The sequence below is a fragment of the Methylobacterium aerolatum genome, assembly GCF_022179085.1.
In the GTDB taxonomy this organism is placed as follows: domain Bacteria; phylum Pseudomonadota; class Alphaproteobacteria; order Rhizobiales; family Beijerinckiaceae; genus Methylobacterium; species Methylobacterium aerolatum.
This window is the reverse complement of the sequence record NZ_BPQE01000025.1, coordinates 72,868-86,375: the sequence shown is the minus strand read 5'-3', so window position 1 is coordinate 86,375 and position 13,508 is coordinate 72,868. Positions and strand designations below refer to the sequence as shown.

Here is a 13,508-nt window from a genome sequence, read left to right as displayed (position 1 = left end):
CGAGCCCTCTGGCGGGTGCAGGGCGGCGCCCTGCGAAGACCCACGGGCCTTGCCCCTGGACCCCACCAAAGGACTTGTCCTTTGGGATCCTCTTACGGTCCCTTTGAAGCCCGCCACAAACGCCAGACGCGGCGCCAGCGGGGCAGGTCCGCGGGCGTGTTGAGCGGGTCGTAGGCAGCCCGATCCATCTGCGCGAGATAGGGCGCGACCAGGGCCACCGGCAGGAAGGCCGTGCGGGCGGCGGGCGCGATGGTCGGGCGGCCGGCCTCGTAGGCGGCGAGGTGGCGGCGGGCGAGGTCGCGCAAGTCGGCGCAGGCGCCGCGCAGGCCGGGGCCGCCCCGGCCGGTGACGATGTCCTCGCGGGTGACGCCGTGGCGCGAGAGCACCTCCGCCGGCAAGTAGACCTGCCCGGCCCTGGCGTGCCACGGCAGGGCGCGCAGCAGGCCGGTGATGCCGTAGGCCACGCCCGCATGGCCCGCCGCCGCCGCGCCGCCCGGCTCGGCCCCCCCGCCGATGATCAGGCTCGCGATGCGGAAGAGGGCCGAGGCGGTCTCGCCGCAATAGCCCTCCAGGTCGTTCACCCGCGGCATCGGATCCTCGTAGAGGTCGAAGACGCGGGCATCGATCAGGTCGACGAAAGGCTGGCGGCTCAGGCGGTTCGCCTTGATCGCCTCCTCCAGCGCCGCCGCCACGGGGTTGGCCTTCACGTCGCCCCGCGCCTCGCCCTGGAGGGCGTCGCGCCACCATTGCAGGCGGATCTCGCCCGCCATCGGGTTCGAGGCGGCCTCGCGCACCCGGGCCACGGTGAGGCTGAAGGCGTAGAGGGCGAAGAGGTGCGGCCGGGCGGCGGCGGGCGCGAACAGGGTCGCGAGATAGCGGTCCGGGTCGCCCTCGCGCACCAGCGCCTCGCAATGGCTCTGCGCGAAGGCCAACCCCGTCTCGGCGGCGGTCCGGTCCCGGGCGGTGTCCGCCATCACTCCACCGCGATCAGGGCGGCGGCGACCTTGCGGTTTTCGCCCACGAGGATGTTGTAGGTCCGCGCGGCGGCGCCCGTCTGCATCACGTCGAGGCCGACGCCGGCCTCCTTCAGCCAGCCGCGCAGGGCGGGGTCGATGGCCGCGATGTCGAGGCCCGTGCCGACGAGCAGCAGCTCGATCGTCCCGGCCTCGGCCTGGACCGGCCGGAGGGAGGTCCGGTCGATGGCGCCGGGCGCCGTGACCGGCCACGCCCTCACCCCCGAGGGCAGGAGCAGGAGCGAGCCCCGGTGCGACATCCCGGCGAAGCGGAAGCCGCCGTTGCCGTAGGTGTCGATGATGTGGCGGCCCGGCACGAAGCCGGACTCGAAGGTCTTCGGAGGCTCCTGCTCTGCCATCGTCTGAAAGGACTACTCCGCCGGTTGCGGGAGGCCGGACTTCTCGGAGGCGGCGCGGGCGCCCGAGAGCATCAGCCCGAGATAGATCAACACCGGCGTCGAGACGAAGATCGCCGAGTAGGTGCAGATCAAAACGCCGCAGAGCATCACCACGGCGAAGCCGTTGATCGCCTCGCCGCCGAACAGCACCAGCGCCAGCAGCGACAGGGCCGAGGAGATCGAGGTCATCACCGTGCGCGACATGGTCGAGTTGATCGACAGGTTGAGCAGTTCGACCGTGGGGATGGTCTTGTACCGGCGCATCAATTCGCGGGTCCGGTCGAACACCACCACCGTCTCGTTGAGCGAATAGCCGACGATGGTGAGGATCGCGGCGATCGAGGTCATGTTGAACTCGATCCGGGTGATGATGAACACGCCCACCGTCAGCACGATGTCGTGCAGGGTGCCGACGATGGCGCCGAGCGCCAGCTCCCGCTCGAACCGGAACCAGAGGTAGAGCAGGACCGCGATCACCGACAGGACGACGCCGATGGTGCCCGACTGCACCAACTCGCCCGAGACGCGGGGGCCCACCGTCTCCGTGCGGCGGAAGTCGTAATCCTGGTCGAAGGCGGCGTGCGCCTTGTTCATCACCGCCGTCTGGCCCTGCTCGCCGCTCTGGAGCGGCAGGCGCACCAGCACGGTGCCTTGGTTGCCGAGTTCCTGCACCTCCGGCTCGCCGTAGCCGAAGCCCGCCGCCGTGTGGCGGATCGCGGCGACGTCGGCCTTGCCGGACTTCGCCTGCAGCTCGACCAGCGTGCCGCCCTTGAAGTCGATGCCGAAGTTCAGCCCGACGGTGAGGAACAGCACCACCGTCACGAGGGACAGCACCGCCGAGAGCGGGAAGGTGAAGCGGCGAAAGCGCATGAAGTCGAAATGCGATTCGTCGGGCCAGAGGCGGAGCAGGCGCATGGTCGTATCTCAATCCACGGAGGCCGCGACGGAGGACCTCTCTCCCGCACGGGCAACAAGACTTTCTAAGCGGTGAGGGATGCGGGCACCGGCCGGGCGCGCATTCCCTCCCCCTGTCCGGGCAACGTCTGACATCCGGCGGGCTTCCCAGGCCACCCGTCGAACCCTTCCATCCGCACCGTCATTGCGAGCGTGAGCGAAGCAATCCAGGGATCCGCCACGCATCCGGACGTCCCGCTGCCCTGGATTGCTTCGCTCACGCTCGCAATGACGGCGAGGGCTTCCGGCCTCCCCTAGAACGGCAGGGCTTTGGGCCGGAAGGACTTGTACCACACCGCGATCATCATCCGCGTGAGGGTCACGGCGGTGATGACGGTGGTGAGGATGCCGAGGATGAACACCACGGCGAAGCCCTTCACCGGGCCGGAGCCCATGAAGAACAGGATCAGGGCGGCGATCGCCATGGTCGAGTTCGAATCGATGATCGTCGCGAAGGCTCGGTCGAACCCGGCCTGGAGGGCCGAGATCAGGGACCGGCCGGCGCGGCTCTCCTCGCGCATGCGCTCGTAGATCAGCACGTTCGAATCGACGGCGGTGCCGATGGTGAGGACGATGCCCGCGATGCCCGGCAGGGTCATCGTGGCCTCCAGCACCGACATCAGGCCGAGGATCAGGCCGACGTGGACGATGAGGGCGATGTTGGCGATGAAGCCGAAGGTCCCGTAGGTCGCGAACATGAAGCAGACGACGAGGCCGGCGGCCACCAGGGTCGCGAGCTTGCCCGCCTCGATGGAGTCGCGCCCGAGTCCCGGTCCGACCACCCGGCGCTCCACCACGGTGAACTTGGCCGGCAGGGCGCCCGCGCGCAGCAGCACGGCGAGGTCGTTCGCGCCCTGGACGGTGAAGCTGCCGGAGATCACGCCCGAGCCGCCGGTGATGGCCGAGCGGATGACGGGGGCCGAGACCACCTCGTTGTCGAGGACGATGGCCATGCGGCGGCCCACGTTCTCGCTCGTCGCCTGGCCGAAGCGCTGGGCGCCGCGCAGGTTGAACTTGAAGCTCACCAGCGGCTCGTGGGTCTGCGGGTCGAAGGTCGGCTGCGCGTCGGTCAGTTCGCTGCCGTCGGCCATGACCCGGCGCTCGACGGGCACCTTGGCGCCCTTCTCGTCCTTCGAGGGCAGCAGGTCGACGTCCCCCGAGGGGCTGTCGGCCAGCATGCGGAATTCGAGCTTGGCGGTGGAGCCGAGGATCTTCTCCAGCCGCTCCGGGTTCTGCTCGCCCGGCACCTGGATCAGGATCCGGTCCGCGCCCTGCTGCTGGATCGAGGGTTCGGTGGTGCCCGTGGAGTCGAGGCGGCGGCGGATGACCTCGATGCCCTGGCTCACGGCCCGGCGGGTCCGCTCGGTCAGGCCCGCATCGGTCATGGTCAGGCGGACGACGCCGCCGGGCTGCTCGGTCACGTCGAGGGTGCGCGCGCCGGTCTGGCCGATGGCCGTGGTGATCGGCTGGGCGAGGTCGCGCAGCTTCGGCAAGGCCTTGGCGCGGGCCGCGTCGTCGGCGATCTTCACCTGCACGCCGCGCTGGAGCAGCTGGATGCCGCCGTCGGCCCGCACGCCCTCCTGCTGGAGCACCCGGCGGACCTCGTCGCGCAGGGTCTTGGCCTGCGTGGCGGTGAGGTCGTTCTGATCGACCTCGAGGAGCAGCTGCGATCCGCCCTGCAGGTCGAGGCCGAGCACGATCGCCCGCTGCGGCACGATCCAGTGCGGCACCCAGGAGGGCAGACCCGCGACGAACGCCTTCCGCTGCTCGGGAGAGAAGAAGCTCGGCACGGCGAGCGCCAGCCCCACCAGGATGATCGCGAGGGTCGCGATGATCTTCGCACGGGAGAAGCGCAGCATCGGGGTCTTGTTTCTCTTTGACGGCCGGCGGAGCGCGCCGGCCCCGTGTGGGCTGCCTCGGTCAGGCAGCCGGGGTCATGCGGATCGCGATCAGGCCGCCTTGACGGGGGCACCCTTGGGGCGGACTTCCGAGATCATGGAGCGGAGGATCCTGACGCGCACGTTCGGTGCGATCTCCACCTCGACCTCGGGGGAATCGTCCTGCGCCTTGGACACCCGGCCGATGATCCCGCCGGTGGTGACGACCGTGTCGTCCCGGCGCACGGCCTTGATCATCGCCTGATGGGTCTTGGCCCGCTGCTGCTGCGGCCGGAGGATCAGGAAGTACATGATCACGAAGATCAGGACGAAGGGGACCACCTGGAAGGCGATCTCCGCGCCGCCGGCGGTCGCGCCGGCCCCTTGCGCGAGAGCGGGGGTGATCAACGTGCATCTCCTGCGAACGACACGGCCAGCCGCCGCCGGCCGGCATCGCCGGAACCGGCCGGGGCTCGGCCAAAAGCGCGCGGACTATAGCCAGCGACCTCCCGAAAGCAACGGCCACCGCCGCGCGATCCCGCACGAAGCCGCCGATGCCGCAGGTTTCCCGGGCGGGGCGGCGGGCCGTTCCGATCAGCCCACGATCATCGTGCGGGCGCGGCGCAGCCAGCGCAGGGGCGCATCGACGAGCTGGGGCGCCGGGTATTTCAGGATCGCGGATTTCAGGAGGGTCTTGGGTACTTCCCAGGTCTGGGTCGATCCGACGGGGAAATGCGCCACGTCGCCGGGCGTGAGGTGGTGCCGCGTGCCGTCCGCCTCGGTGATCGTCACCTCGCCCTCGAGGATGGTGATGATCTCGTCGGCCCGGTGGGTCCAGCGGAAGGTGCTCGCCGTGGTGCGCCAGAGATGGACCTGGGTCGAGCCGTCATCGGTCTGCGACACGGCCACGGATTCGGTGACCGGCTCGCCCTTCAGCACCCACTCCTTCGGGATGGGCGCCGGGCTGAAACTGGCCTGCCCGGGGCGGATCGAGGTGCTCGAGAAGTCGCGGCCCTCCTGATAGGTGCGGATTTCCGCGATGGCGCCGGTGGCGGCCAGCACGAGGACGGCGGAGGCGAGGATTCTCTTCTTCACGAGCGGCTCCGAAGACCCCGGTTGGTCGGGCAGGGCGAACGGGAGCAGCACTCGACGTTCGGACCTCAGAGCGAATAGCGTAACGGCTGGCACTATTCCAGCAATCGCAAAATCAATTCAGTTTTTCTCCTTAATCGCATCTCAATTCGATGACTGGCGTACAGGATGTCCCCAGGCGGACCCGCACGTCCGGGCTTCCCGGTCCTACCAGCCGCCGCGGCCCGAGCGGGAGGCGAGATCGAGGCGGCTGCCGCGGTTCCCGGCGACGACGACGAGGCGCCGGACCTCGCCGCGCAGGTAGGCCCGGAGGAAGCGGTCGTAGTCGCGGAACACGACGCAGCCGTTCGAGGCACCGGGCTGGCGGCGCAGCATGTAGGTGTGGGCGAGGATGCCGTCGCGGCCGTGGATCGCCGCACTGCCGCCAATGGGCGTGAGACGGATCGCCCGGACGCCGTGGAACGGGGCCTCGCGCTCGCGCATGTCGTAGGTGCCGGGCGGGGTCGCCCCGCGCATCCGCACGTGGACGTAGCGGGGATCGTCCATCAGCTCGCCGTAGCCCGAATGGGCCTCCAGCACCTCGCCGTTCGGCAGCGTCACGCTGCCGGCGCTGATGTCGTAGACCGCCGTGCCGCCCGCCGCGTCCACCGTCGGGGCCGGGCCGAGGCTCGGGCGGGGCGTGGCCACCGCGTCGGGGTTGGCGTAGGCGAGGGCCTGCTGCGGAGGGGCGGCGGCCGGGGCGGCGCCGCCGCCGAAGAGGCGGTCGAGGAAGGACGGCTCCTCCTTGATCGCCGCGCGGAACACGTCGCGGGTGCGCGGCTGGGTCTGGCGGGCGGCGAGCCGGGGGGCGATGGCCGGCGGCACGGGGGCCGCCGCGAGGAGGTTGGCTGGGCGCGACACCGGCAGGGGCACCAGCGTCGGCTCCACCGAGGCCACCCGGATCCGCGGGCTCGCGGCGGCGGATGCGGCTGCGGCGGGCGTCGCGGCGGGCGCGGAGAGGGCGGCGGCGAGAACCGGGGCGGGGGCCGCGTCCGGGGCCGCCTCGGGCGCCGTCGTGTTCAGGGCGAGGACCGGGACGTCGGGGGCGAAGGTCGGGGCGTTCGCCCCCCGCAGGACGGGCGCGGGCTCGAACATCCAGGCGAGGTCGGGCCGCGCCGGGGCGGGGCGGGACGCCACCGCGGCCGTCCCGGCGTGCTCCTGGCCCGGGCTCAGCAGCGCGACGCCGTGCGGGCGATCCAGGATCGCCCAGCCGGCCGCCGCGAGGGCCGACAGGGAGAGAAGCGCCGGCAGGGGCGAGCGCCGACGGCGGGCGCGACGGGCCTGGGTGTGGGCTCGGGCGAGGCTGGACATGTCTGACAGGGCCCTGCGCTGCCCCGCGCGGCCAGCCGCCCTCCTCCGCCGCGGCCATGGGGTCGCGGTCGTCGGCCGGGCGGGCCGGATGTCCCATGCGGGGGATTCAACCGCCCCGAGTAAGCGGTGAACAGGGTTAATCTCCGCCTAAGGCCGTCGCGGGGATTGGAGGAAACGTTCCGACATCCTTACCCGTCCATCGGCCCGTGCCGGTGGGCGACGTACAGGCAGAGGGCCGCCACCGGCAGCCCGATCAGGGACGTGCCGACGAAGAAGAGCGGGAATCCCGTCGCCTCGATCACGAAGCCGGAGAAGCCCGCGAGCAGGCTTCCCGGCAGGGCGCAGAGGGAGGTGAGCAGGGCGTATTGGCTCGCCGCGTGCTGCGAATCGGCCAGGCGCGACATGTAGGTGATCAGCACGATCGAGGCGAAGGCGTAGGCGAACCCCTCGATCCCGACGCTCAGCGCGAAGGTCCAGAAGGCGGCGCCGCCATGGCCGCCGTGCCACGCGAGGTAGGCAAGCGAGAGGTGGGAGGCCGAGCCCGCCACCGTGCCCACGAGAAGGCTCGCCATCATGCCGATCCGGGGGATGATGGCGCTTGCCAGGAAGGTGGCGCCCAGCGCGATCCAGAAGCCGAACAGCTTCGTGACCGTGGCGATGTCGGTGTTCGAGAAGCCGAGCTGCTTGAACAGCGGGATCGCCATGGCGCTCGACACGTAGCCCGGCATCCGGAACCCCGCGACGAGGAGCAGCACCGGCAGGGCCAGGGGCCCGAGGCGGCCCACGAGGTCGCGGATCGGCGCCCAGATCGTCTCCACGAGGCCCGCGCGGGCCGGCAGCCCCACCGCGGAGGGCTCCGGCGCCAGGAGGGCGGCGATGGTGCCGGGCGCCATCAGCACGGCCATGCACAGGTAGGCGGCGCGCCAGCCGTAGGCATCGGCGAGGTAGAGGGCGCCCGCCCCCGCCGCGAGGTTGCCGCAGCGGTAGCCGATCTCGGCCCAGGACGACATCAGCGCCTGACGCTCGGCGGGGGCCACGGCGATGCGCCAGCCATCGACCACGACGTCCTGCGTCGCCCCCGCGACGCCGAGCGCCAGGGAGAAGGCCACCGTCCAGGCGAGCCAATGGGCGGGATCGCCGAAGGCCACGCCCGCGAGCGCCGCCGCCACCGCGATCTGCGCGGCCACGATCCAGCCCCTCCGCCGCCCGAGGAGGCGGCCCAGCAGGGGCGGATCGTAGCGGTCGAGGAAGGGCGCCCACAGGAACTTGAACTTGTAGGCGATGGTCAATTCGCTCATCAGGCCGATGGTCGCCAGTGGCACCTTCGCCTCGCTCAGCCACGCGGACTGGGTGGAGTAGACGAGCAGGAACGGCATCCCCTGCGCGAAGCCGAGCCCGAGCACCGCCGCCACGCGGATGTCGGTGAAGAGCGGGGCGAGGAGACCCGGCCTCTCCGCCCGTGCCGCCGCCCCCGTCCCCGCCCCCGTCGCATCCGCCATGTCCGCCCCCGGTGTCCTCCGGGGGATCATTGCATCGGCCGACCCGCCATTGCGAGTGCGGCCGAGCCATGACGGCGAGGTGTCACTCCCGCCGCATGGCGGCGCGCAGGACGCGCATCACGTCGTCGATGGCCGCCTCTTCCGGGGCGTCCGGCCGGGCGGCGAGCCTCACGCCGGCGGCGACGTGCTGGCCGATGATGGTCAGCGCCACCTCCCGCAGGGCGGCGGTGATGGCGTTGATCTGCTGGATCTCGTCGAGGCAGTAGCGGTCCTCCTCGATCATGCCGCGCAGGCCCCGGACCTGACCCTCGATCCGGTTCAGGCGCTGCACGAGGGGGCGTTTGGCCGCCTCGTCGCGCGTGAGCAGGATCTTGTCTCCGTCGACCCGGCCCTCGATCTGGTCCTCGCCCGCCACCGTCGGCCGCTCCGTCCTGTGTCCCGGTCCTCCCCTATCATGGGTTGGGCCCACGGACAGGGCGGAGCGACGCCCGGCGGCTCAGGCGATCTGGTCGGTCTGCGCCCCGCTGTCCGGCCGGGCCGGACCCAGGACCGGCTCCTCGCCCATCGGGCGGTTGCGGACCATGCTGAAGGTGCCCTTGCCGTCGAGGGACGGCCCCTCGGTCCACCGTCCGCCCTCCGGCGGGGTGCCGTCCACCGTGCTGACGTAGAAGTTGTAATTGTTCTCGCCGTCCTCCTTCTCCTGCGGGAAGGAGTTCGGGATCGGCAGGGTGCCCGCGTGCCCGCCCATCTCCTCGATCACCGCCAGCCACTGCTGCTGGTGCATCGTGTCGCGGGCGATCATGAAGTGCAGCATGTCCTTCATGCCGGCATCGTGGGCGGCGTTGTAGAGGCGCACCGCCAGGACCCGGCCGGTGCTCTCGGCGGCGACGTTGCAGTACATGTCCGCCGCGAGGTTGCCGCTGGCGTAGATGTGGCTCATGTCGAAGGGGATGCCTTCGCAGTTGGCGGGGAAGGCCGCCAGCCCGGTCGACAGGACGTGCCGGTGCAGCATGCCCTCGATCGTGTGCCGCGGGTTGCCGCCGCCCATCACCGCCCCGACGACGCCGTCGGCCGCGCCCTCCTCCTGAAGGGTGGTCGGCGCGTTCTCGAGGTTGAGCGCGACCGCCGTGGCCAGCATCTCGATGTGGCCCATTTCCTCCGTGGCGGTGTTCAGCAGCATGTCGCGGTACTTGGTCGTCGGCCCCCGGGCGCCCCAGCCCTGGAAGAAGTACTGCATGCAGACCCGGATCTCGCCTTCGATGCCGCCGATCGCCTGCTGGAGCATGCGGGCGAAGATGGGATCCGGGTTCTCGACCTTCACCGGATACTGAAGGCGCTTGTCGACGTAGAACATGGGTGGCTCTCCTCGCGGAAGCGACGGGAAGCTCCCCCTCGGTATACTGGGGTGGAGTATCAGGGGGGGCTTGCAGGGTGAACCCCGGCCGGCCGGGAAGGTTCGGTGCGGTCCCGTGGTTAATTGCGGCCCGTCCGCGCCGCGGTGGCGGACCGGGCGGCCTTCGCGGGGCTTGCCCTCGGCGGGGCGCGGCTCTTACTGCCGGACCGTATCCGCCCCTCGCCCGGCCCCCGATTCCCAGGACGTTATGACCAGCCTCGACACGGTGCTCCCCCTGCTGGAGCGCATCGCCGCCGCCCTGGAGCGGGCGGCCCCCCCGGCCCCGCCGCCCTTCGACCCGGCGGCCGCCGACGCCTTCCTGTGGGGCCCCGAGCGGCGGCTGGTGCCGGTGCCGCAGGTGGCCCACGTGGAGATGCGGCTGCTCACGGGCATCGACCGGGCCCGCGACACCCTCGTGGAGAACACGGAGCGCTTCGCTCGAGGGTTGCCCGCCAACAACGCCCTGCTCTGGGGCGCGCGGGGCATGGGCAAGTCGTCCCTGGTGAAGGCCGCCCATGCCGACATCAACGCGAGGCGCCCGGCGGGCAGCCGGCCGATGAAGCTCGTGGAGATCCACCGGGAGGACATCGAGGCCCTGCCGGACCTGATGGCGCTGCTGCGGCCCGACCCGCACCGCTGGCTGGTCTACTGCGACGACCTCTCCTTCGACGGGGACGACACGTCCTACAAGTCGCTGAAGACGGCGCTGGACGGCGGCATCGAGGGTCGGCCCGCCAACGTGCTGTTCTACGCCACCTCGAACCGGCGCCACCTGCTCGCCCGCGACATGATGGAGAACGAGCGCTCCACGGCGATCAACCCCGGCGAGGCGGTGGAGGAGAAGGTCTCCCTCTCCGACCGGTTCGGCCTCTGGCTCGGCTTCCACAAGTGCAGCCAGGACGAGTACCTGGCGATGATCGACGCCTACGTGGCCCGCTACGGTCTGGAGATCGCCCCCGAGCGCCTGCGCGCCGAGGCGCTGGAATGGGCGACCACCCGGGGCTCCCGCTCCGGCCGCACAGCCTTCCAATACATCCAGGACCTCGCCGGTCGCCTGGGCCGGACGATGGAGTGACACGGGGTGTCCGGAGGGCCGCAGGGCTGAGCCCTGCCCCTGGGACGAGGCAAGGGACTTGTCCCTTAGGATCCCTTATCGGCCGCTGGAGCCGAAGCCGCCTTGGCCTCGCCCGGAGCCGGCCGGTTCGTCCGTGTCGAGCACCGTGAGGGTCGGCCGCGTGACGCGGGTGAAGACGAGTTGGGCGATGCGCTCGCCGGGCTCGATCCGCGCCGGCCGGTCCGAGCGGTTCCAGGCCGAGATCATCAGCGGCCCCTCGTAGTCGGCGTCGATCACCCCGGTGCCGTTGCCGAGGATCAGCCCGTCCCGGTGGCCCCGCCCGGAGCGGGGGAAGACGAGGCCGCACCACGCCGGGTCCCGGATGAGCACGCAGAAGCCCGCCGGGATCAGCGCGGCGGGCGCGCCGGGTTCGAGGGTGAGGGGGGCGTCGAGGCAGGCATGGAGGTCGAGGCCGGCGGCGGCGGCCGAGCCCCATCGCGGAAAGCCCCAGCCGGTCAGGCGCTCGTCGAGGAGCCGGATCCCGACCGAGGGCAGGTCCTCCATCGCCTCAGCCGCCGAGCCGTTCGATGGCCTCGGCCATGGCCAGCGTCCGCCGGGCGGCCTCCACGTGGAGCCGCTCCACCATCCGCCCCGCGACGGCGATGACCCCCAACTCGCGGGTCTCCGGCGCGTCGAAGGCGGTGGCGATGGCGCGGGCCTCGGCCACCTCGTCCTCGCCGGGGCCGAAGGCGGCGTTCGCCGGGCCGATCTGGCTCGGGTGGATCAGCATCTTGCCGTCGAAGCCGAACTCCCGGCCCTGGCGGCACTCGGCCGCGAAACCGGCCTCGTCCTTGAAGTTCGTGTAGACGCCGTCGATGGCCTCGATCTCGTAGGCGCGGGCGGCGGCGAGCACCTGCATCAGCCACGGCACCAGGGCGGCCCGGCCCGGCGGCGGGATGCGCCCGGCCTTCAGAAGGTCGTTGGGCCCGACGACGAGGGCCGAGAGGCGGGCATCGACGTCGCGGGCGGCGCTGGCGATCTCGGCGGCGTTCACCACGGCCATCGGCGTCTCGATCATCGCCCAGACGCGGGTGGCGGGGGGCGCTCCGAGGCGGCGCAGGCGGGAGCCCACGGCGATCAGGGCATCGGAGCTGCGCACCTTCGGCACCAGCACCGCGTCGGGGCCGGCGGGGGCCAGGGCGGCGAGGTCGGCCTCGCCGTCCTCGGTCTCGGGCGGGTTGATCCGCACCACCACCTCGCGGGCGCCGAAGCCCCGGGCCGCGACGGCGGCCGCGACGCCCGCGCGGGCGGCGGCCTTGGCGGCAGGGGCGGTGCCGTCCTCGAGGTCGATCAGGACCACGTCGGCGGGGAGGCTGCGGGCCTTCTCCAGCGCCCGTGCGTTGGAGCCGGGCATGGCGAGGACGCTGCGGCGCGGACGGATCTCGCTCATCACCGATCTCCCGGACGGGCTGGTCCCGTCCCGCCGGGCGCATACCCGGCGCGCCGGGTTCGGGCAAGGAGGAGCAGGCGGGAATGACGCGCTGGATCGCGGGTCTCGACGGATGCCGGGGCGCCTGGGCGGGGGCGCTCCTCGACCTCGACGATCCCGCACGCTTCCGCTGCGCCCGGTTCGAGTCGGTCGCCGCCCTCCTCGACGGGCCGGAGGCGCCGCTGATCGTCGGCATCGACGTGCCGATCGGCCTGCCCGACCGCGTCCTTGGCGGCGGCCGGGCCGCCGACCGGGCCGCGCGGGCGCGCCTCGGGCCCGCCCGGTCCAGCGTCTTCCCGATGCCGCCCCGGGCGGCCGTCTACGCCGCCGACTACGACGGGGCGAAGGCCCTGTCGCGCGCCGCGAGCGCGCCGCCCTTCGCGCCCTCGATCCAGGGGTTCAACATCTTCCGCTACGTCCGCGAGGCCGACACCCTCCTACGGGAGAGGCCGGACCTGCGGGAGCGCCTGCACGAGATCCACCCGGAGGTCGCCTTCCACGCGCTCAACGGTCTGAAGCCGCTGGGCCTGCCGAAGAAGGGGCCGCGCCGCCGGGAGGGTCTCGCCCTGCGGCGGGACCTGCTCGCCGGGGCCGGCCTGCCGGCGGCGCTGATCGCCACGCGGACGCCCGGCATTCCCGCCGACGACCATCTCGACGCGCTCGCGGGCCTCGTCACCGCCCGGGACATCCTGCTCGGCCGGGCGCAGGCCCTGCCCGATCCCCCGGAGCGGGACGGCCACGGCCTGCCCGTCGTCATCTGGGCCCCGGCGCCGCGCGGCCTTCCCCCCTGAGCGGGGGCCTGTGAAAAAAGCGCCGCGCGGGCCGCGACACGGTGTCTTCCCTCGCCCGCCGCCGCCCTACATTCCGGCCATGAGCCTGCCCGTCCGCCACATCGCCCGCGCCATCGTCCTCGACCCCGCCGACCGGCTGCTGCTGATCGAGTACGTCTCGGTCCACGCCACGCGCCCGGACGGCGGCCCGCTCCATTTCTGGTTCATGCCGGGGGGCGGGCTGGAGCCGGGGGAGGATCACGTCACCGCCTGCGCCCGGGAACTCGGCGAGGAGATCGGGCGGGGCGACGCGGTGATCGGCCCGCAGGTCGCGTCCTGCGACGGGCCCTTCCACCTGTTCAAGCAATCCCGCGACGCCCGGGAGCGCTACTTCCTCGTCCGCCTGCCCGACGACCGGATCGACACGAGCCAGCTCGCGGCCACCGAGGACAACCCCCTCGTCGGCACCCGCTGGTGGACCCTGGCCGAATTGCAGGCGACGCAGGCCCGGATCGAGCCCGCCGGGCTCGCCGGTGTCGTCGCGCACGTCGTCTCCGGGATGACGCAAGCGGCTCCAACCGTTCTGAACTGGCACAACCCCTAATTCGCACTGCAGCAC

Annotated in this window: 15 protein-coding genes; 3 read left to right on the top strand and 12 right to left on the bottom strand. The window is 72.1% G+C overall.

The genetic code is table 11. The features are described 5' to 3' along the window. Positions 1-92: 92 nt before the first annotated feature. The 10 genes from MFF06_RS17250 to MFF06_RS17205 form a co-directional block, all read right to left on the bottom strand. Positions 93-974: a phytoene/squalene synthase family protein gene (locus MFF06_RS17250; RefSeq protein ID WP_238206180.1), complete on the bottom strand. Its 882-nt coding sequence runs from the start codon at positions 972-974 to the stop codon at positions 93-95. Further along, positions 974-1,372, bottom strand: coding sequence for an Mth938-like domain-containing protein (locus MFF06_RS17245; RefSeq protein ID WP_238206178.1), 399 nt, complete (start codon positions 1,370-1,372; stop codon positions 974-976). The genes MFF06_RS17250 and MFF06_RS17245 overlap by 1 nt, the downstream gene beginning before the upstream one ends. A 12-nt stretch (positions 1,373-1,384) precedes the next feature. Next, on the bottom strand, positions 1,385-2,326 hold the full coding sequence (gene secF, locus MFF06_RS17240; RefSeq protein WP_238206176.1) for a protein translocase subunit SecF: 942 nt from the start codon (positions 2,324-2,326) through the stop codon (positions 1,385-1,387). A 293-nt stretch (positions 2,327-2,619) separates the two neighbouring features. Beyond that, complete coding sequence (gene secD / locus MFF06_RS17235; protein ID WP_238206174.1) at positions 2,620-4,224, bottom strand: protein translocase subunit SecD; 1,605 nt, start codon at positions 4,222-4,224, stop codon at positions 2,620-2,622. A gap of 90 nt (positions 4,225-4,314) precedes the next feature. Then, positions 4,315-4,650 (bottom strand): preprotein translocase subunit YajC, encoded by a 336-nt coding sequence (yajC, locus tag MFF06_RS17230; protein ID WP_238206172.1) that lies wholly within the window; start codon positions 4,648-4,650, stop codon positions 4,315-4,317. 186 nt (positions 4,651-4,836) lie between these two features. After that, on the bottom strand, positions 4,837-5,337 hold the full coding sequence (locus MFF06_RS17225; RefSeq protein WP_238206170.1) for a cupin domain-containing protein: 501 nt from the start codon (positions 5,335-5,337) through the stop codon (positions 4,837-4,839). Positions 5,338-5,541: 204 nt separating this feature from the next. Beyond that, the gene (locus MFF06_RS17220; RefSeq protein WP_238206168.1) at positions 5,542-6,684 is read right to left on the bottom strand and encodes a DUF2778 domain-containing protein; all 1,143 of its coding nucleotides are present in this window, start codon (positions 6,682-6,684) and stop codon (positions 5,542-5,544) included. A 188-nt stretch (positions 6,685-6,872) separates the two neighbouring features. Next, positions 6,873-8,183 (bottom strand): AmpG family muropeptide MFS transporter, encoded by a 1,311-nt coding sequence (locus MFF06_RS17215; RefSeq protein ID WP_238206166.1) that lies wholly within the window; start codon positions 8,181-8,183, stop codon positions 6,873-6,875. A gap of 82 nt (positions 8,184-8,265) precedes the next feature. Then, positions 8,266-8,598 (bottom strand): metal-sensitive transcriptional regulator, encoded by a 333-nt coding sequence (locus MFF06_RS17210; RefSeq protein WP_238206164.1) that lies wholly within the window; start codon positions 8,596-8,598, stop codon positions 8,266-8,268. An 81-nt stretch (positions 8,599-8,679) separates the two neighbouring features. Continuing rightward, on the bottom strand, positions 8,680-9,537 hold the full coding sequence (locus tag MFF06_RS17205) for a manganese catalase family protein (RefSeq protein WP_238206162.1): 858 nt from the start codon (positions 9,535-9,537) through the stop codon (positions 8,680-8,682). Positions 9,538-9,784: 247 nt separating this feature from the next. Between MFF06_RS17205 and MFF06_RS17200 the strand changes: the two genes are divergently transcribed. Further along, the gene (locus MFF06_RS17200; protein ID WP_238206160.1) at positions 9,785-10,651 is read left to right on the top strand and encodes an ATP-binding protein; all 867 of its coding nucleotides are present in this window, start codon (positions 9,785-9,787) and stop codon (positions 10,649-10,651) included. Between the two features lie 75 nt (positions 10,652-10,726). Here MFF06_RS17200 and dut read toward each other — a convergent pair whose 3' ends face one another. Continuing rightward, positions 10,727-11,194 (bottom strand): dUTP diphosphatase, encoded by a 468-nt coding sequence (dut, locus tag MFF06_RS17195; protein WP_238206158.1) that lies wholly within the window; start codon positions 11,192-11,194, stop codon positions 10,727-10,729. Between the two features lie 4 nt (positions 11,195-11,198). Then, on the bottom strand, positions 11,199-12,080 hold the full coding sequence (locus MFF06_RS17190) for an HpcH/HpaI aldolase/citrate lyase family protein (RefSeq protein WP_238206156.1): 882 nt from the start codon (positions 12,078-12,080) through the stop codon (positions 11,199-11,201). Between the two features lie 83 nt (positions 12,081-12,163). Between MFF06_RS17190 and MFF06_RS17185 the strand changes: the two genes are divergently transcribed. Together MFF06_RS17185 and MFF06_RS17180 are read left to right on the top strand one after the other, a co-directional pair. Further along, positions 12,164-12,910 carry a DUF429 domain-containing protein gene (locus MFF06_RS17185; protein ID WP_238206154.1) on the top strand — a complete coding sequence of 249 codons (747 nt, stop codon included), beginning with the start codon at positions 12,164-12,166 and terminating at the stop codon, positions 12,908-12,910. Between the two features lie 79 nt (positions 12,911-12,989). Next, positions 12,990-13,493, top strand: a complete 504-nt coding sequence (locus tag MFF06_RS17180; protein ID WP_238206153.1) for an NUDIX hydrolase — start codon at positions 12,990-12,992, stop codon at positions 13,491-13,493. Positions 13,494-13,508: the final 15 nt, after the last annotated feature.

What these genes read in the sequence shown, in the direction of transcription:
- MFF06_RS17250 (WP_238206180.1), bottom strand. Translation starts at nt 974, where the DNA reads ATGGCGGACACCGCCCGGGACCGGACCGCCGCCGAGACGGGGTTGGCC.
- MFF06_RS17245 (WP_238206178.1), bottom strand. Translation starts at nt 1,372, where the DNA reads ATGGCAGAGCAGGAGCCTCCGAAGACCTTCGAGTCCGGCTTCGTGCCG.
- secF (WP_238206176.1), bottom strand. Translation starts at nt 2,326, where the DNA reads ATGCGCCTGCTCCGCCTCTGGCCCGACGAATCGCATTTCGACTTCATG.
- secD (WP_238206174.1), bottom strand. Translation starts at nt 4,224, where the DNA reads ATGCTGCGCTTCTCCCGTGCGAAGATCATCGCGACCCTCGCGATCATC.
- MFF06_RS17220 (WP_238206168.1), bottom strand. Translation starts at nt 6,684, where the DNA reads ATGTCCAGCCTCGCCCGAGCCCACACCCAGGCCCGTCGCGCCCGCCGT.
- MFF06_RS17215 (WP_238206166.1), bottom strand. Translation starts at nt 8,183, where the DNA reads ATGGCGGATGCGACGGGGGCGGGGACGGGGGCGGCGGCACGGGCGGAG.
- MFF06_RS17205 (WP_238206162.1), bottom strand. Translation starts at nt 9,537, where the DNA reads ATGTTCTACGTCGACAAGCGCCTTCAGTATCCGGTGAAGGTCGAGAAC.
- MFF06_RS17200 (WP_238206160.1), top strand. Translation starts at nt 9,785, where the DNA reads ATGACCAGCCTCGACACGGTGCTCCCCCTGCTGGAGCGCATCGCCGCC.
- dut (WP_238206158.1), bottom strand. Translation starts at nt 11,194, where the DNA reads ATGGAGGACCTGCCCTCGGTCGGGATCCGGCTCCTCGACGAGCGCCTG.
- MFF06_RS17190 (WP_238206156.1), bottom strand. Translation starts at nt 12,080, where the DNA reads ATGAGCGAGATCCGTCCGCGCCGCAGCGTCCTCGCCATGCCCGGCTCC.
- MFF06_RS17185 (WP_238206154.1), top strand. Translation starts at nt 12,164, where the DNA reads ATGACGCGCTGGATCGCGGGTCTCGACGGATGCCGGGGCGCCTGGGCG.
- MFF06_RS17180 (WP_238206153.1), top strand. Translation starts at nt 12,990, where the DNA reads ATGAGCCTGCCCGTCCGCCACATCGCCCGCGCCATCGTCCTCGACCCC.